Source organism: Streptomyces sp. R-07 (assembly GCF_049913175.1).
Classification (GTDB): Bacteria; Actinomycetota; Actinomycetes; order Streptomycetales; family Streptomycetaceae; genus Streptomyces.
Map to the genome: position 1 here is coordinate 1,498,198 of NZ_CP183978.1, position 13,418 is coordinate 1,511,615.

Consider the following 13,418-nt stretch of genomic DNA (forward strand, 5'->3'; position numbering starts at 1 on the left):
CGTTCCGAGGAGCTGACGAACGGGAGGGGTGCCCGAGGGCGCCCCTCCCGTTCGTGCGTCAGGCGCAGCCGAACCGGGCCGCCGCCCAGTCGCCGTGGTCGCCGCTCTTCGACCCGTTGGTGTCCGTGATCTTCAGCCGGACGTGCCGGGCGCCGGTCACGTCGACGTTCACGGGCAGGGTCGCGGAGGCTCCGGTCAGCCGGGGCGAGGTCCACAGGACCCGGCCGTCGGCCTCGACGGAGAAGGCCACGTCCCCGTAGCCGTTGATCTCGTCGTCGATGCCGACGTCGGCGGTGAAGGTGGTGCAGCGGCCGCCGAGGTAGACCTCGATGTCGGAGTCGGCGTGGGCGCCGATGCCCTTCTCGTAGGTCTGTCCGGCGAGGGTGATCGTGCGGCCGTCGGCGGCGCCGGACTCGCCGTTGGAGCGGTCGCGTTCGGGCGGTCCCCAGCCGTTGGTCGCCCGCAGCCACACGAGGTCGCTCGCCCAGGCGTCGGCCGTCGGCGCCGGGGGCATCACCCCGACCGCGAACCGCTGGACGGCCGTGCGGTCGGTGCCCGCGGCACGGTATCGGGCGGTCGCCGTGAGGGTGGCCTCGCCGGGCTTCGCGTCCGCCGCCGGGATGACCGCGACCTCGACCCGGCGGGTGGTGCCGGCCGGGACGCGGGCGATCGGGGCGGCCGGGGTGACCTGCCAGCCGGCGGGGGCGTCGAGGGAGACCCGTACGTCGGTGGCGTCCCGGGTGCCCGCGGTGACGTCCACGGCGACGGTGCCGGGGGTTCCGGCGCCGAGCTCCTGCCCGGTGGCGGCGGCGAGGGTCGCGGAGGCGCCGGGGACGGCCCCGCCGACCGCGCTGGTGTCGGTCAGGCGCAGTTCGAAGCCGCGGTCGGTGGACAGGGCGGAGGTCTTGATCCGGACCACTCCCCCGCGCTCGTCGCGGTCGTACCACCAGCCCTGGGCCGCCGCGTCGAAGGCGGCGCGGGAGGTGAGGGCGGGCAGCTTGGCCCCGTCGAGCTTCACCGTGCCGGGGGCGTCGCCCGTGTGGACGGTGAAGGAGTACGGACGGGCGGCCGGCTTGCCGGTGTACGTGCCCGTCGAGGCGCCGACGCGGACGGTGACGTCGCCGGGGCCGGTCTCCGGGGCGCGGACCTCGGCGCGCTGGGTGGCGTACTTCCCGGTGCGGTGCTCGCGGGTGACGCCGTCGTCCTCGTACAGCTCGAAGGAGGAGCTGCCCTTCGGGTAGACGTCCCAGGCGATCGGGTCGCCGGGGGCGCGGTCCTGGTAGGAGCGGATGGAGCCGGGCCACATGGGGACGGCCGCCCCGGCCCGTACGAAGAGGGGCAGGGTGTCGAGCGGGGCGCTGTAGTCGTCGACGGTGACCGGGCCCTGGTAGGTGCGGCCGTTCCAGTAGTCGATCCAGGTGCCCTCGGGGAGGTAGATGCCGTCGCGTTCGACGGCGTCCTGGTAGACGGGGGCGACGAGGAAGTCCTCGCCGCTGAGGAACTCGTACTTCGCGGCGTCGGTCGCCGCCTTCGGGTCGTCCGGGTACTCCAGGGCGAGCGGCCGGGCGAGGCCGACGCCGGTCGTCGTCGCCCGGTGGGCGTGGCTGTAGATGTACGGGAGCAGGGCCTCGTGGAGCTTGAGCGAGGCGCGGTTGATGCTCGTGTACGGCTCGCCGTACCGGAAGGGCTGCTTGTCGTTGGCGGCCCAGCCGTCCATGGTCATGGCGACGGGCAGGAAGGACTTCCACTGGAGGTCGCGGGTGTACGTCTTGGCGCTGCCGCCGAAGATGCCGTCGACGTCACCGGTGGTGTAGGCGAGTCCGGACATGGACGCGCCCGCGTAGGTGGGGATCTGCCAGCGGATGTAGTCCCAGGTGCCGGACTGGTCGCCGGACCACTGGACGCCGCAGCGCTGGGCTCCGGACCAGCTCTCGGGGGCCCAGGTGAAGCCGCGGGCGTCGCTGTTGGCCTCGATGCCGGCGTGGGCGTCCTTGCAGCCGTCGAGGGCGAACTTGTAGCCCTCGCCGACCCAGGCGACGTCGAGCTTGGCGACCCGCTGGCCGGCCTTCACCTGGTCGGCGAGCTTGTCGATGCCGTCCTCGGTCCACAGGCCGAGCTTCATGTTCCGCTCGCCGAGGCCGGCGGTGGTCTCGGCGAGGTTCTCGTAGCCGCAGCCGTAGCCGTCGTTGACGAGCATCCAGCCGTTGGGCATGTCGTTCTGGACGTAGCCGTCGGCGACCTTCAGGGCGTCGAGGGTGTGGCGCTCACCCCGGTTGGCGTTGTGCAGGTAGCAGTCGGAGTCGCCGATCTCCAGGCCGTACACGGGCGGCATGAAGGGCTTGCCGGTGAGCCGGGTGTACTGGCCGATGACGTCCTTGAGGGCGTCGCGGCCGTCACCGGCGAAGTAGTAGGCGTCGAAGCGCTGTTCCTTCGCGCTGGTGGTGACGGGTTCGGTGAAGGCGTACGTGTTGGGGGCGTAGGTGTTGCGGTAGACGCCGTAGCCGGCGGAGGAGACGTAGAAGGGGACGGAGTTGGGGTGGCCGCCGTCGTTCCAGTTGTAGTCGACGCCGACCTCGACGGTCTTGCCGCGGTGGGAGGTGTTGCCGCGGCCGTTCTGCATGCCGGCGCCGTAGAACTGCTCGTCGGCGCCGCGGGCGAGGGTCTGGACGGTGCGGTCCTGGTTCCAGGTGAGGCCCTGGGTCTCGGTCCAGAGCGGGGTGCCGTCGGCGCGTACGGCCGAGAAGCGCAGCGGGGACTTGGTGGCGCGCAGGGTCACCTTGGCGGTGGCGAGTTCGTACCGGTCGCCGAGGTCGCGCCAGTGGGTGGCCGGGGGCGGGCCCTGGGGCAGCGTGATGTCGGTGCCGGTGGGGTCGGTGAACTTCCCGTCGGGGGCGAGTTCGATGCGGAAGGTGTCGGCCGAGACGAAGGAGACGCGGGCCTCCGTGTGTCCGGCGGTCAGCCGGTAGACGGCTCCGTCCGCGGCGAAGCCGGTGACCTCGCCGACGGTGGTGTCGGACGGTTCGGCGGTGGCGCTGCCGCCGGGTCCCGCGAAGGCGGTGACCAGGCCGAGCAGTGCTCCGGCGACTGCAGCTCTCATGCGCATTGATGATTGCATGGGGCCTATTTAGCGCAGATTCGAGCATTGCGACAGGACAAAAAGGAACCGCCCCCGGACTTCGTCGAGAAGTCCAAGGGCGGTTGCACAAACGGAAGTTGATCCTCGGCGCCTGTTACAGGGCGACACCCATCAGCGCGTCGACGGCGCGCGAGACGAGACCGGGGGCGGACTCGTCCGTGCCGCCCTCGGCCGTCTGGAGCGCGGCCCAGCGGTCGACCGCGGCGAGCGCGGTGGGGGTGTCCAGGTCGTCGGAGAGGGCCTCGCGGAGCTCCTCGACGAGCGCGTCGGCGGACGGGCCGTCGGGGCGCGAGACGGCGGCGCGCCAGCGGTCGAGCCGCTCCACGGCGTCCTGGAGGACCTGGTCGGTCCACTCCCAGTCGTCGCGGTAGCGGTGCGAGAGGAGCGCGAGCCGGATGGCGGCCGGGTCGACGCCGTCCCGGCGCAGCTTGGAGACGAAGACCAGGTTGCCGCGCGACTTGGACATCTTCTCGCCGTCGAGGGCCACCATGCCGGCGTGGACGTACGCCTTGGCCATGGGGAACTCGCCGGTGAGGGTCTGGGCGTGCGAGGCGCCCATCTCGTGGTGCGGGAAGATCAGGTCGGATCCGCCGCCCTGGACGTCGAAGCCCATGCCGAGGTGGTCGAGGGCGATGGCGACGCACTCGATGTGCCAGCCGGGGCGGCCGGGGCCGAGGCTGGCGCCGTCCCAGCTCGGCTCGCCCTCGCGGGCGGCCATCCAGAGCATCGGGTCGAGCGGGTTCTTCTTGCCCGGGCGGTCCGGGTCGCCGCCGCGCTCGGCGGAGAGGTGACGCATCAGCTCGGTGTCGTAGTTCGAGACCTGGCCGAAGTGCGGGTCGGCGTCCACGGAGAAGTAGACGTCGCCGTCGAGTTCGTAGGCGGCGCCGGAGTCCCGGAGCCGCTCGACGAGCGGGACGATGCCCGGTATGGCCTCGACCGCGCCGATGTAGTGCTGCGGGGGCAGCATCCGCAGGGCGGTCATGTCCTCGCGGAAGAGGGCGGTCTCGCGCTCGGCGAGGCCGACCCAGTCGATGCCGTCGCGGATCGCGCGCTCCAGGAGCGGGTCGTCCACGTCCGTCACGTTCTGGACGTAGTGCACCTGCCGCTTGGTGTCGAGCCACACGCGCTGAACGAGGTCGAACGCGTTGTAGGTCGCCGCGTGACCCATGTGGGTCGCGTCGTACGGCGTGATGCCGCAGACGTAGATACGGGCGACGGGGCCGGGGGCGAGGGTCACTCGTCCACCGGTCGCGGTGTCGTGGATCCGGAGGTCGCGGCCCTTGCCGGGAAGGGCGGGGACCTCAGAAGCGGGCCAGGCATGCATGACCCGAGCGTAACCGGACAGGTGTTCCGGATACGAACCGGATCCGGGATCTTGACCGATTAGGCGCTCTTGCGGGTCGGAAGCGTGCGTGCATACCCCCCAGGGGTGCGCCCCGCTCCCGGGGGTGTGGCCGAAAACATGCGGTCGCCGGTGTGATCGGGACCTCAGACGGGCGGCCAGGGGATCGCGGGCCACTGCCCCGAGGGCTCCGGGTGCCGTCCGGTGGCCCGCAGCGCCTCCACGCGGGCGCGTACCGCCGCGACCTCGGCGCCGGTCAGGAGTTCCGCCAGTCGGGTGGCGAGCGGCGCTCCCGGGGCCAGGGACCGCCCGAGGGCGTCGAGCACGCCGGCCGCCTCGGCGGGCAGCTCCTCGCCCGCCCAGCCCCACAGCAGGGTGCGCAGCTTGTCGTCGACGTGGAAGGTCACCCCGTGGTCGATGCCGTACAGGCGCCCGCCGGGGGCCGGCAGGAGATGCCCGCCCTTGCGGTCGCCGTTGTTGATGACGGCGTCCAGGACGGCGAGCCTGCGCAGCTCGGGGGTGTCCGCGTGGACGAGGAGCGCGGTGCGGTCCTCGTCGATCTGCGCGGGCCCCACGGCCTTCCAGCCCTCGCCCGCCTCCTCGTCCTCGGTGAGGGCCAGGAGCCGCGCCCCGGGGTCGGCCTCGATCCACAGCTGGACCATGCCCTCCCCGTACGGCCCGTCGCGGAGCACGGTCGGCGGGACCAGGCCCCAGCCGGTCGCCTCGGAGATCTCGTACGCGGCGACCTCGCGCTGGGCGAGGGTGCCGTCGGGGAAGTCCCACAGGGGCTGCTCCCCCGCGACCGGCTTGTAGACGCAGGCCGCCTCCCGGCCCCCGTGGGCGACGGAGCAGTACAGCACGGCGTTGGACGCCTCGCGGACCCGGCCGCGCACGGTCAGCTCACCGCGCGCGAGCAGCTCCGTGTCGCGCGGGCTCTCGGGGCTGCTCATGCGCCGCGGCGGTATCCGTTCTGGCGCGGGCAGACATGCCCCTCGGGGTCGAGCGGCAGGCTGCACAGCGGGCACGGCGGACGGCCGGCGTTGACGACGTCCAGGGCCCGCTTGGCGAAGGCCCGGGCCTGGGCACCGCTGAGCCGGACCCGGAGCATCGGCGGGCCGTTCTCCTCGTCCTGGAGCAGCCGCTCCTCGGCCTCGGCGAGGTCCTCCTCGGAGTCCACGTCGAGCTCGACGAGGGCCTGCGCCTCGACGATCATGCGCTGCTCCTCGCCGTCCCAGGCGAGGGCCATGGTGCCGACCCGGAACTCCTCCTCGACGGGCGCGTCGAGGGGGGCGGTGTCCGCGATCTCGGCGGGCGCGACGGCCGGCACGGGCGCGTTGCCCCCGGTGCGGCGGACGACCTCGTCGAGAAGTTCGTCTATGCGCTCGGCGAGCGCCGCGACCTGGGTCTTCTCCAGCGCGACGCTGGTGACCCGGCCGCCGGCGGACGCCTGGAGGAAGAACGTACGGCGGCCAGGCAGCCCGACCGTGCCGGCCACGAAACGCTCCGGTGGGTCGTAGAGGAACACCTGACGGGACACGTTCCCGGCTCCCTTGAGTCTCGACAGTCGTACTACAGCGGCGCGTCCACCCTACTGCGCGAAGGGATCACGGTGCGCCCGCACCACCACCGACCTCGGCCGTCCCACTGCTGTCGGGGTGCTCCCGGGGGGCGAAGCCGGCGAAGTCCCCGGTGTCGCCGAGGCGGAGGAGGAAGGGACGCAGGCGCGTGTAGCGGATCGCGGTGACCGAGCAGGGGTCTACGTGGATGCGCTGGAAGAGGTCGAGGTGGAGCCCGAGGGCGTCGGCGACGATCGCCTTCACGATGTCCCCGTGGGAGCACATGAGGTACGTGGCGTCCTCGCCGTGCTCCGCCTCGACGCGGGCGTTCCAGTCGCGTACGGCCTCGACGGCGCGGTTCTGCATGGCGCGCATGGACTCGCCGCCGGGGAAGGCGGCGGCGGAGGCGTGCCCCTGCACGACCTCCATCAGCGGTTCGTCGCCCAGCTCGGCCAGCTTGCGGCCCGACCAGTCGCCGTAGTCGCACTCGTTGATCCGGTCCTCGACGTGGAGCGGGAGGCCGGGGCGGGCGTCGAGGAGCGGCCGCAGGGTCTCCCGGCAGCGCTGGAGGGGGCTGGTGACCGCCGCGGCGAGCGGCACGCCCGCGAGGCGACCGGGGAGGGCGGCGGCCTGGGCGGCCCCGCGCTCGTCGAGCGCGATCCCGAGGGTGCGCCCGGCGAGGACCCCGGAGGTGTTGGCGGTGGAGCGTCCGTGCCGGACGAGGATCAGCGTGGCCATGCGGGCCAGCCTAGGGGGTGGCCGGGCGGAGCGGGCCGGGCTGGGCTCTGGGCGGTCCACGCGTGCGCGGCAGGGGTCCACGCGTACGTGGCAAGGGTCCACGCGTGCGTCGCGGGGGTGTTCGAGGCAGAATGCGCGGCGTGATCGTGGACTCTGCCATCTACCGGGACGGGCGCCGTACGGACGGACCCGCCGACCTCTCCGACGCCCTGGAGGAGGCGCGGGCGACGGGGGACGCGTTCCTGTGGGTGGGGCTGCACGAGCCGTCGGAGGCGGAGTTCGACCATGTCGCCTCGGAGTTCGCACTGCACCCGCTGGCCGTCGAGGACGCCTTGAAGGCCCATCAGCGGCCCAAGCTGGAGGTCTACGACGACTCGCTCTTCGTGGTGCTCAAGCCGGTCGTGTACGAGCCGGAGAGCGACCGGGTGTCCTCGGGCGAGCTGATGGTGTTCATGGGCGACTCGTTCGTCGTGACGGTCCGGCACGGCGAGGGCGCGCCGCTCGCCGAGGTGCGGCGGCGCCTGGAGGCCGACCCGGAGGTCCTGAAGCACGGGCCGACGTCGGTGCTGTACGCGGTGAGCGACGCGATCGTGGACCACTACCTCGACGTGGCGGGCGAACTCCAGGTGGACCTGGAGGAGCTGGAGGCGGACGTCTTCGCACCCAGCGGGGGCAATCCCTCCAACACGGCGGCGCGGATCTACACGGCGAAGCGGCAGGTCCTGGAGTTCCGGCGGGCGAGCGGTCCGCTGGCCGGGCCGATGGCGCGCCTGACGGCCGCTTCGGTGCCGTTCGTGAACGAGCGGTCGCAGCCCTTCTTCCGTGACGTCAACGACCATCTGCTGCGCTCCAACGAGCAGGTGGAGGGCCTCGACCGGCTCCTGTCCGACGTCCTGTCGGCCCATCTCGCGCAGATGGGGGTCCGGCAGAACGACGACATGCGGAAGATCTCGGCGTGGGCCGCCATGGCCGCGGTCCCCACGATGGTCGCGGGGATCTACGGGATGAACTTCGAGCACATGCCGGAGCTGCACTGGGAGGGCTCGTACCCGGTGGTGATCGTGGTGATGGCGGGCATCGTCGTCGCGCTGTACCGGGTGTTCAAGCGGCGCGGCTGGATGTGAGGCCCGCCCGCGGCGGGCGTGCTCAGAAGGCGGGTGCGGGGGTGGCCGGGCCGCCGAGGGCGTCGAGGCGCTCGGGCATCCTCAGGTCGACCATCCGGTGCCAGCCCGCGGCGCGCTCGTACGCGTACACGGCGTGGATCCCGGCGGCGAGGACGGCCGCCTTCGGCCTGGACCAGTTCAGGATGCGGCCCATGTGGCGCATCACGGCGAGGCTGACGTCGCGGTAGACCTGGATCTCGGCGAGGGCGGACTCGCGCAGGGTCCGCTGGATGAGCCGGCCGTGGCCCTGGCGGGCGAGCCGGAGCAGTTCCTCGTGGCAGTAGGCGAGGTGGTTGTCCTCGTCGTTGCAGATCATCCGGATGGCCTTGCCGAGTTCCGGGTGGTCGCCGAAGTACTTCACGAGCAACTGCATCTGTTCGGCGGCGCGCTCCTCGGTGACCCTGCTGTGCGCGAGGTAGGCGACCACGTCCTCCTCGGTGAGCGGCCGGTCGGCGCGGAGCTTCTCGTGCGCGAGGCCGATGCCGCGCTGTTCGAGCAGCATCGTGTAGTCGGTGTCGGGCGGCACGGGGACGGGTTCGAGGCCGCGCTTCTTCATCAACGCGTTGAAGATCCGGCCGTGCTTGTCCTCGTCGGCGCCGTGCCGGGTGATCTTGGGCGCGAGGGTCCGCATGCCGGGCGCGACGAGGGCCGCGATCCGGGCGTTCTCCCAGCCGCCCTGGGACTCGCCGCTCGCGGCGATGGAACAGAAGAGCCGGAACGACTCGTCATTGTCGATGATTTCCTGGAACAGGCCCTTGGCCGTGAGCATCGCCGCCACCTCCGTACGCCCCCGGGACCACGAGTCAAATGCGGTCCGGGGCATCGGGCAACAGGAGGGCGGGACCACTCGGCCGAAAGAGTGAGCCGCGGGGGCGTAACCGAGGGCCCGGTGAAGCCGTTGTGCTGCATGACGGCCGTGGCGGGGAAGACCCCCGAGCCCCCACCACGGCCGCAGGATTTCCTAAGCCAGTCCGGCTCGCTCCATCGCCTCGACGCCCGCCCGCAGGGCCGCCAGCCGCTCGTCCAGGGTGAAGCCGGCCGGGGCGAGGGTGAGGGTGGTGACCCCGGCCTCCGCGTAGGCCGTCATCCGCTCGGCGATCCGCTCGACGGAGCCGAGCAGCGTGGTCTGGTCGATGAGGGAGTGCGGCACGGCGGCCGCGGCCCCGGCCTTGTCGCCGGCCAGGTACTTGTCCTGGATCTCGGCGGCCTCCTTCTCGTACCCCATGCGCTGGGCGAGCTGGTTGTAGAAGTTCTGCTTCCGGCTGCCCATGCCGCCCACGTACAGCGCGGTGTACGGGCGGAAGACGTCGGCGAGCGCGTTCACGTCCTCGCCGAGGGCGAGCGGCAGGGTGGGACAGACATCGAAGCCGTCCATCGTCAGACCGGCCTTCTCGCGGCCCGCGCGCAGGTGCCGGAGCGCGGTCTCCTCCAGGTGCTCGGCGGAGGGGAAGATCAGCAGGGCGCCGTCGGCGATCTCGCCGGTCTGCTCCAGGTTCTTCGGCCCGATCGCCGCGATGTAGAGCGGGATGTGCTCGCGCTGCGGGTGGACGGTGAGCTTGATGGGCTTGCCGGGGCCGCCGGGGAGCGGCAGGGTCCAGTGCGCGCCTTCGTAGCTGAGCCGCTCCCGGGTCATGGCCTTGCGGACGATCTCGACGTACTCGCGGGTCCGGGCGAGCGGCTTGTCGAACTTCACGCCGTACCAGCCCTCGGAGACCTGCGGTCCCGAGACGCCGAGGCCGAGGCGGAACCGGCCGCCGGTGAGCGAGTCGAGGGTGGCGGCCGTCATCGCCGTCATGGCGGGCTGGCGGGCCGGGATCTGCATGATCGCGGAGCCGACGTCGATCCGTTCGGTCTTCGCCGCGACCCAGGCGAGGACGGTGGGGGCGTCGGAGCCGTAGGCCTCGGCGGCCCAGCAGACGTCATAGCCGAGGCGGTCCGCCTCCTGGGCGACGGCGAGGTTGTCGCCGTCCATGCCGGCGCCCCAGTAGCCGAGGTTGATGCCGAGCCGCATTCCACACACCCCTTACCCATCGGTAACGTCCTTCTCGGCCGGACTCTAGCGCGCGTGCGGGCCATCCGTCAGGACGCGGTTGTCCACAGGCTCTCTCCGCGTGGTGCCCTGGCCAGTACTCTCGCGCCCATGGAGCAGAGGCATCTCGGACGTACCGGCCTGCGTGTGTCGCGCATCGGACTCGGCACCCTCACCTGGGGACGGGACACCGACGAGCACGACGCCGCCGAGCAGTTGAAGGCGTTCTGGGACGCGGGCGGCACGCTCGTGGACACCGCCGACGTGTACGGCGGGGGCGAGGCGGAGTATCTGCTCGGGCGCCTGATGGAGCGCCTGGTGCCCCGGCAGGACCTCGTCCTGTCGACGAAGGCGGGCAGCGTCCTGGACCCCGACCGGCGCACGGACGGCTCGCGCGGGCACCTGCTCGCCGCGCTCGACGCCTCCCTCGACCGCCTGGGCACCGACCACGTGGACCTGTGGCAGCTGCACGCCTTCGACCCGTACACGCCCCTGGAGGAGTCGCTCCAGGCCCTCGACATCGCCGTACGCAGCGGCCGGGCGCGGTACGCGGGCGTGGCCAACTTCTGCGGCTGGCAGCTCGCCAAGGCGGGCACCTGGCAGCTCGGCGGCGACCGGACCCGGCTCGCCGGGGCGCAGCTCGAGTACTCGCTGCTCCAGCGGGGCGTCGAGCGGGAGGTGCTGCCCGCCGCCATGGACCTCGGCATAGGCCTGCTCCCCTCCTCCCCGCTCGGACGCGGGGTCCTGACGGGGAAGTACCGCAGCGGCACGCCGACGGACTCGCGGGGCGCCTCGGAGACGATGGCGCTCTTCGTGGAGCCGTATCTGGACGAGGCGGCGAGCCGGATCGTGGACGCGGTGACGACGGCGGCCGACGGGCTCGCGACGACGCCGCTCCACGTGGCGCTCGCCTGGGTCCGCGACCGGCCCGGGGTGACCGCGCCGATCGTCGGCGCGCGCACGGCGCGGCAGCTCGCGACCGCTTTGTCAGTGGAGGCCCTTAGTCTTCCTGACGAGATCTGTCGGGCGCTGGACGATGTGTCGGCGCCCGTGCACCGCTATCCGGATCACGACTGGAGCACCTTGTGACCGAGCCTTCCGGGGAGACCGCGCCCGAGGCCGTGGAGCCCGCCGACCGGCCGGGGACGGCCGAAGAGCCGGGAACGGACGCAGAGCCGGGCGCGGACGAGAAGCCGGGTACCGCCGAAGAGGCGGGGCCGACCGAAGAGTCGGATATGGACGAGAAGCCCGAGGCGGGTAGAGAGCCGGGCTCGGACGAGAAGCCCGAGGCGAGTGAAGAGCCGGGCACGGACGAGAAGCCCGAGGCGAGTGAAGAGCCGGGCTCGGACGAGAAGCCCGAGGCGGGCGAACAGCCCGGCGCAGAGCCCGGCACGGGCGAACAGCCCGGCGGAGAGCCCGGCGCGGGTGAGAAGGCCGAGGCCGCCGAAGGTGCCGCCGCGCCCGAGGTGAGCGAGGCGCAGGCCGAGCTCGCCGCGCAGCGGGAGCTGCGGGCCAGGATCGAGGCCAGGAAGGCCGAGAAGAGCGGCCCGGTGACGAGCGGCGCCAAGCTGAGCGGCACCGCGGCCGACCTCCTCGCGGCCGTCCGGGCCGTGGAGGGCGGCGCCGCCTCGGGCGGCACGTTCTACGAGGCCCCGGAGCCCGCACCGCGGCGCCCCGCCCCCGAGGCGGCCCCGGCCACGACCGTGCGGCCCCCCGCGCCCGAGCGGACCTCCGCGCCGGCGCCCGGCGCCACGGCCGCCGTACGGGAGGTCCTGGCCAAGGGCGGCGCTCCCGAGGCGCTGGCCGGCCAGGTCGCCGCCGCGCTCGGCGAGAACGCGGCCGCGGCACTGAGCGAGGACCCGTGGCAGCTGCTCGCGGTGTCCGGGGTGCGCCCGGAGCAGGCCGACGGCTTCGCGCGGGCGCTGCTCGGCGCCGCGTGCGGCCCCGCCGACCCTCGCCGGACGGTCGCGCTGACCGTGTGGCTGCTGGAGCGGGCCGCCCTCCAGGGGCACACGGCGCTGGAGATCCAGGCCGTCCGCGCCGGACTGGCCGGGCACGGGGTCCCCGACCCGGAGCAGGCCGTCGAGACGGCCGTCTCCGAAGGGGCGGTCCTCGTCTTCCAGGAGGAGGAGACGGCGGAGCCGGAGCCCGACGACGACACCGAGTCGGCCGAGGAGTCGGCCCGGCCCGCCGCCGAGGAACCGGCCGCGCCCGTGCTGCTCGGGCTCGACCGGTACGCCCTGGCGGAGGAGAGCCTCGCGGACGGTCTCGCCCGCCTGGTCAAGACCGCGACGGCCCAGCCCTGGGAGGGCTCCGAGCTGGAACGCGCCGCCGGTGCGCACGGCCTCGTCCTGCACACGGGCGGGGAGGCCTCCCGCGCCGAGCCGGTGGCCCTCGCGGCGGCGGCCCGAGAGCGCGGGCTGCGCACCCTGGTGGCCGTCCACGCGGACGGCGGGCGCCGCGCGCTCGCCGCCGCCGGTACGGAGGCCGTCACGGTCGCCGCCCTGCTGTCCGGGGCGGCCGGTCCCGGCCGGGACGAGGAGGGCGCCCTCGCCCTGGATCTGCTCGTGGTCCTCGACGCGCCGCAGCTGGACGTGGAGACCGGCGCGCTGCTCGTGGAGTCGCTGCCGGACGGCTGCCGGCTCGTGCTGAGCGGCGACCCCGAGGTGCTCGGCGCGCCGGGCGCCGGCCGGGTCTTCGCGGATGTGCTCGCGGCCCGGGTCTGTCCCCGGATCGCCTCCCGCGTCCCCGACCCGGGCCCGCTCGGCGAGCTGGTGTCGGGCATCGGCGTCGGCGAGCTGAACCAGGTCGAGGCCCCCGGCAAGGAGGTCGTGATCGTCCCGGTGCGGGACGCGGGCGAGGCCGTGCACCGTACGGTCCAGCTGGTGGCGGACTCGGTGCCCCGGGCGATCGGGGTGCCGCCCGAGCAGACGCAGGTCGTCACGGTCGGCCACGGCGGCTCCGCGGGTACGCGCGCGCTGAACGCCGCGCTCAAGCAGCGGCTCAACCCCGGACCGGGCCGGTTCGGCGGCTACGACCCCGGGGACCGGGTGGCGTACGCGCCCGCGCCGGGGCGGACGGTGACCGGCACGGTCCTGTCGGCCGACGCCGAGGGGCTGCGGCTGCGCTGCGGGGACGACGAGCTCCTCGTACCGCGGGAGGCCGTGGAGTCGTCGCTGCGGCACGGCTGGGCGCTCACCGCGCACCAGGCGGCCGGGGCGCGCTGGCCCGCGGTGGTCGTGGTGCTGCCCGGGGACGCCGCGGGGGGCCTGAGCCGGCCGTGGGTGTACACGGCCTTCGGCCGGGCGGAGCGCCATCTGTCGGTCGTGCACGGCGTGGACCAGGCGCTGGCCCGCGCGGTGGCGGAGGGGGTGGCCCCGGAGCGTACGACGCGACTGCGGCCGCTCCTGGAGGCGCTGCTGGCCGCCGACGAGGAGTAGTCGGCACCGCCGCC

The 13,418-nt window shown here is 73.5% G+C and carries 10 protein-coding genes; 3 read left to right on the plus strand and 7 right to left on the minus strand.

Annotated features, from left to right (window positions below):
- Positions 1-58: 58 nt before the first annotated feature.
- The 5 genes from ACN9M0_RS06680 to ACN9M0_RS06700 form a co-directional block, all read right to left on the minus strand.
- Positions 59-3,115, minus strand: a complete 3,057-nt coding sequence (locus tag ACN9M0_RS06680) for an NPCBM/NEW2 domain-containing protein (protein ID WP_366042361.1) — start codon at positions 3,113-3,115, stop codon at positions 59-61.
- Positions 3,116-3,230: 115 nt separating this feature from the next.
- Positions 3,231-4,460 carry a cysteine--1-D-myo-inosityl 2-amino-2-deoxy-alpha-D-glucopyranoside ligase gene (gene mshC, locus ACN9M0_RS06685; protein WP_399697727.1) on the minus strand — a complete coding sequence of 410 codons (1,230 nt, stop codon included), beginning with the start codon at positions 4,458-4,460 and terminating at the stop codon, positions 3,231-3,233.
- A gap of 164 nt (positions 4,461-4,624) precedes the next feature.
- A complete protein-coding gene (locus tag ACN9M0_RS06690; protein WP_426405286.1) occupies positions 4,625-5,461 on the minus strand; it encodes an SCO1664 family protein in 837 nt (278 codons plus the stop codon).
- On the minus strand, positions 5,425-6,015 hold the full coding sequence (locus ACN9M0_RS06695; protein ID WP_190160048.1) for a DUF3090 domain-containing protein: 591 nt from the start codon (positions 6,013-6,015) through the stop codon (positions 5,425-5,427). The genes ACN9M0_RS06690 and ACN9M0_RS06695 overlap by 37 nt, the downstream gene beginning before the upstream one ends.
- Before the next feature lie 67 nt (positions 6,016-6,082).
- On the minus strand, positions 6,083-6,772 hold the full coding sequence (locus tag ACN9M0_RS06700; protein ID WP_426403281.1) for a histidine phosphatase family protein: 690 nt from the start codon (positions 6,770-6,772) through the stop codon (positions 6,083-6,085).
- A 131-nt stretch (positions 6,773-6,903) separates the two neighbouring features.
- Between ACN9M0_RS06700 and ACN9M0_RS06705 the strand changes: the two genes are divergently transcribed.
- Entirely contained in the window at positions 6,904-7,896 is a 993-nt protein-coding gene (locus tag ACN9M0_RS06705) for a magnesium and cobalt transport protein CorA (protein ID WP_366042364.1), read from the plus strand.
- 22 nt (positions 7,897-7,918) lie between these two features.
- Here the strand turns inward: ACN9M0_RS06705 and ACN9M0_RS06710 are convergent, their stop codons facing one another.
- Both ACN9M0_RS06710 and ACN9M0_RS06715 read right to left on the minus strand, forming a co-directional pair.
- Positions 7,919-8,704 (minus strand): ferritin-like domain-containing protein, encoded by a 786-nt coding sequence (locus tag ACN9M0_RS06710; protein ID WP_366042365.1) that lies wholly within the window; start codon positions 8,702-8,704, stop codon positions 7,919-7,921.
- A gap of 192 nt (positions 8,705-8,896) precedes the next feature.
- On the minus strand, positions 8,897-9,946 hold the full coding sequence (locus ACN9M0_RS06715) for an LLM class F420-dependent oxidoreductase (RefSeq protein ID WP_366042366.1): 1,050 nt from the start codon (positions 9,944-9,946) through the stop codon (positions 8,897-8,899).
- Positions 9,947-10,075: 129 nt separating this feature from the next.
- Here ACN9M0_RS06715 and ACN9M0_RS06720 point away from each other — a divergent pair, with 129 nt between their 5' ends.
- Both ACN9M0_RS06720 and ACN9M0_RS06725 read left to right on the plus strand, forming a co-directional pair.
- Positions 10,076-11,053, plus strand: a complete 978-nt coding sequence (locus tag ACN9M0_RS06720) for an aldo/keto reductase (protein ID WP_366042367.1) — start codon at positions 10,076-10,078, stop codon at positions 11,051-11,053.
- Entirely contained in the window at positions 11,050-13,404 is a 2,355-nt protein-coding gene (locus ACN9M0_RS06725; RefSeq protein ID WP_426403282.1) for a helix-hairpin-helix domain-containing protein, read from the plus strand. Before ACN9M0_RS06720 ends, ACN9M0_RS06725 begins: the two co-directional genes overlap by 4 nt.
- The last annotated feature ends 14 nt before the right edge of the window (positions 13,405-13,418 follow it).

Coding starts and splice junctions, on each gene's coding strand:
- ACN9M0_RS06680 (WP_366042361.1), bottom strand. CDS start 3,115: ATGCAATCATCAATGCGCATGAGAGCTGCAGTCGCCGGAGCACTGCTC.
- mshC (WP_399697727.1), bottom strand. CDS start 4,460: ATGCATGCCTGGCCCGCTTCTGAGGTCCCCGCCCTTCCCGGCAAGGGC.
- ACN9M0_RS06700 (WP_426403281.1), bottom strand. CDS start 6,772: ATGGCCACGCTGATCCTCGTCCGGCACGGACGCTCCACCGCCAACACC.
- ACN9M0_RS06705 (WP_366042364.1), top strand. CDS start 6,904: ATGCGCGGCGTGATCGTGGACTCTGCCATCTACCGGGACGGGCGCCGT.
- ACN9M0_RS06710 (WP_366042365.1), bottom strand. CDS start 8,704: ATGCTCACGGCCAAGGGCCTGTTCCAGGAAATCATCGACAATGACGAG.
- ACN9M0_RS06715 (WP_366042366.1), bottom strand. CDS start 9,946: ATGCGGCTCGGCATCAACCTCGGCTACTGGGGCGCCGGCATGGACGGC.
- ACN9M0_RS06720 (WP_366042367.1), top strand. CDS start 10,076: ATGGAGCAGAGGCATCTCGGACGTACCGGCCTGCGTGTGTCGCGCATC.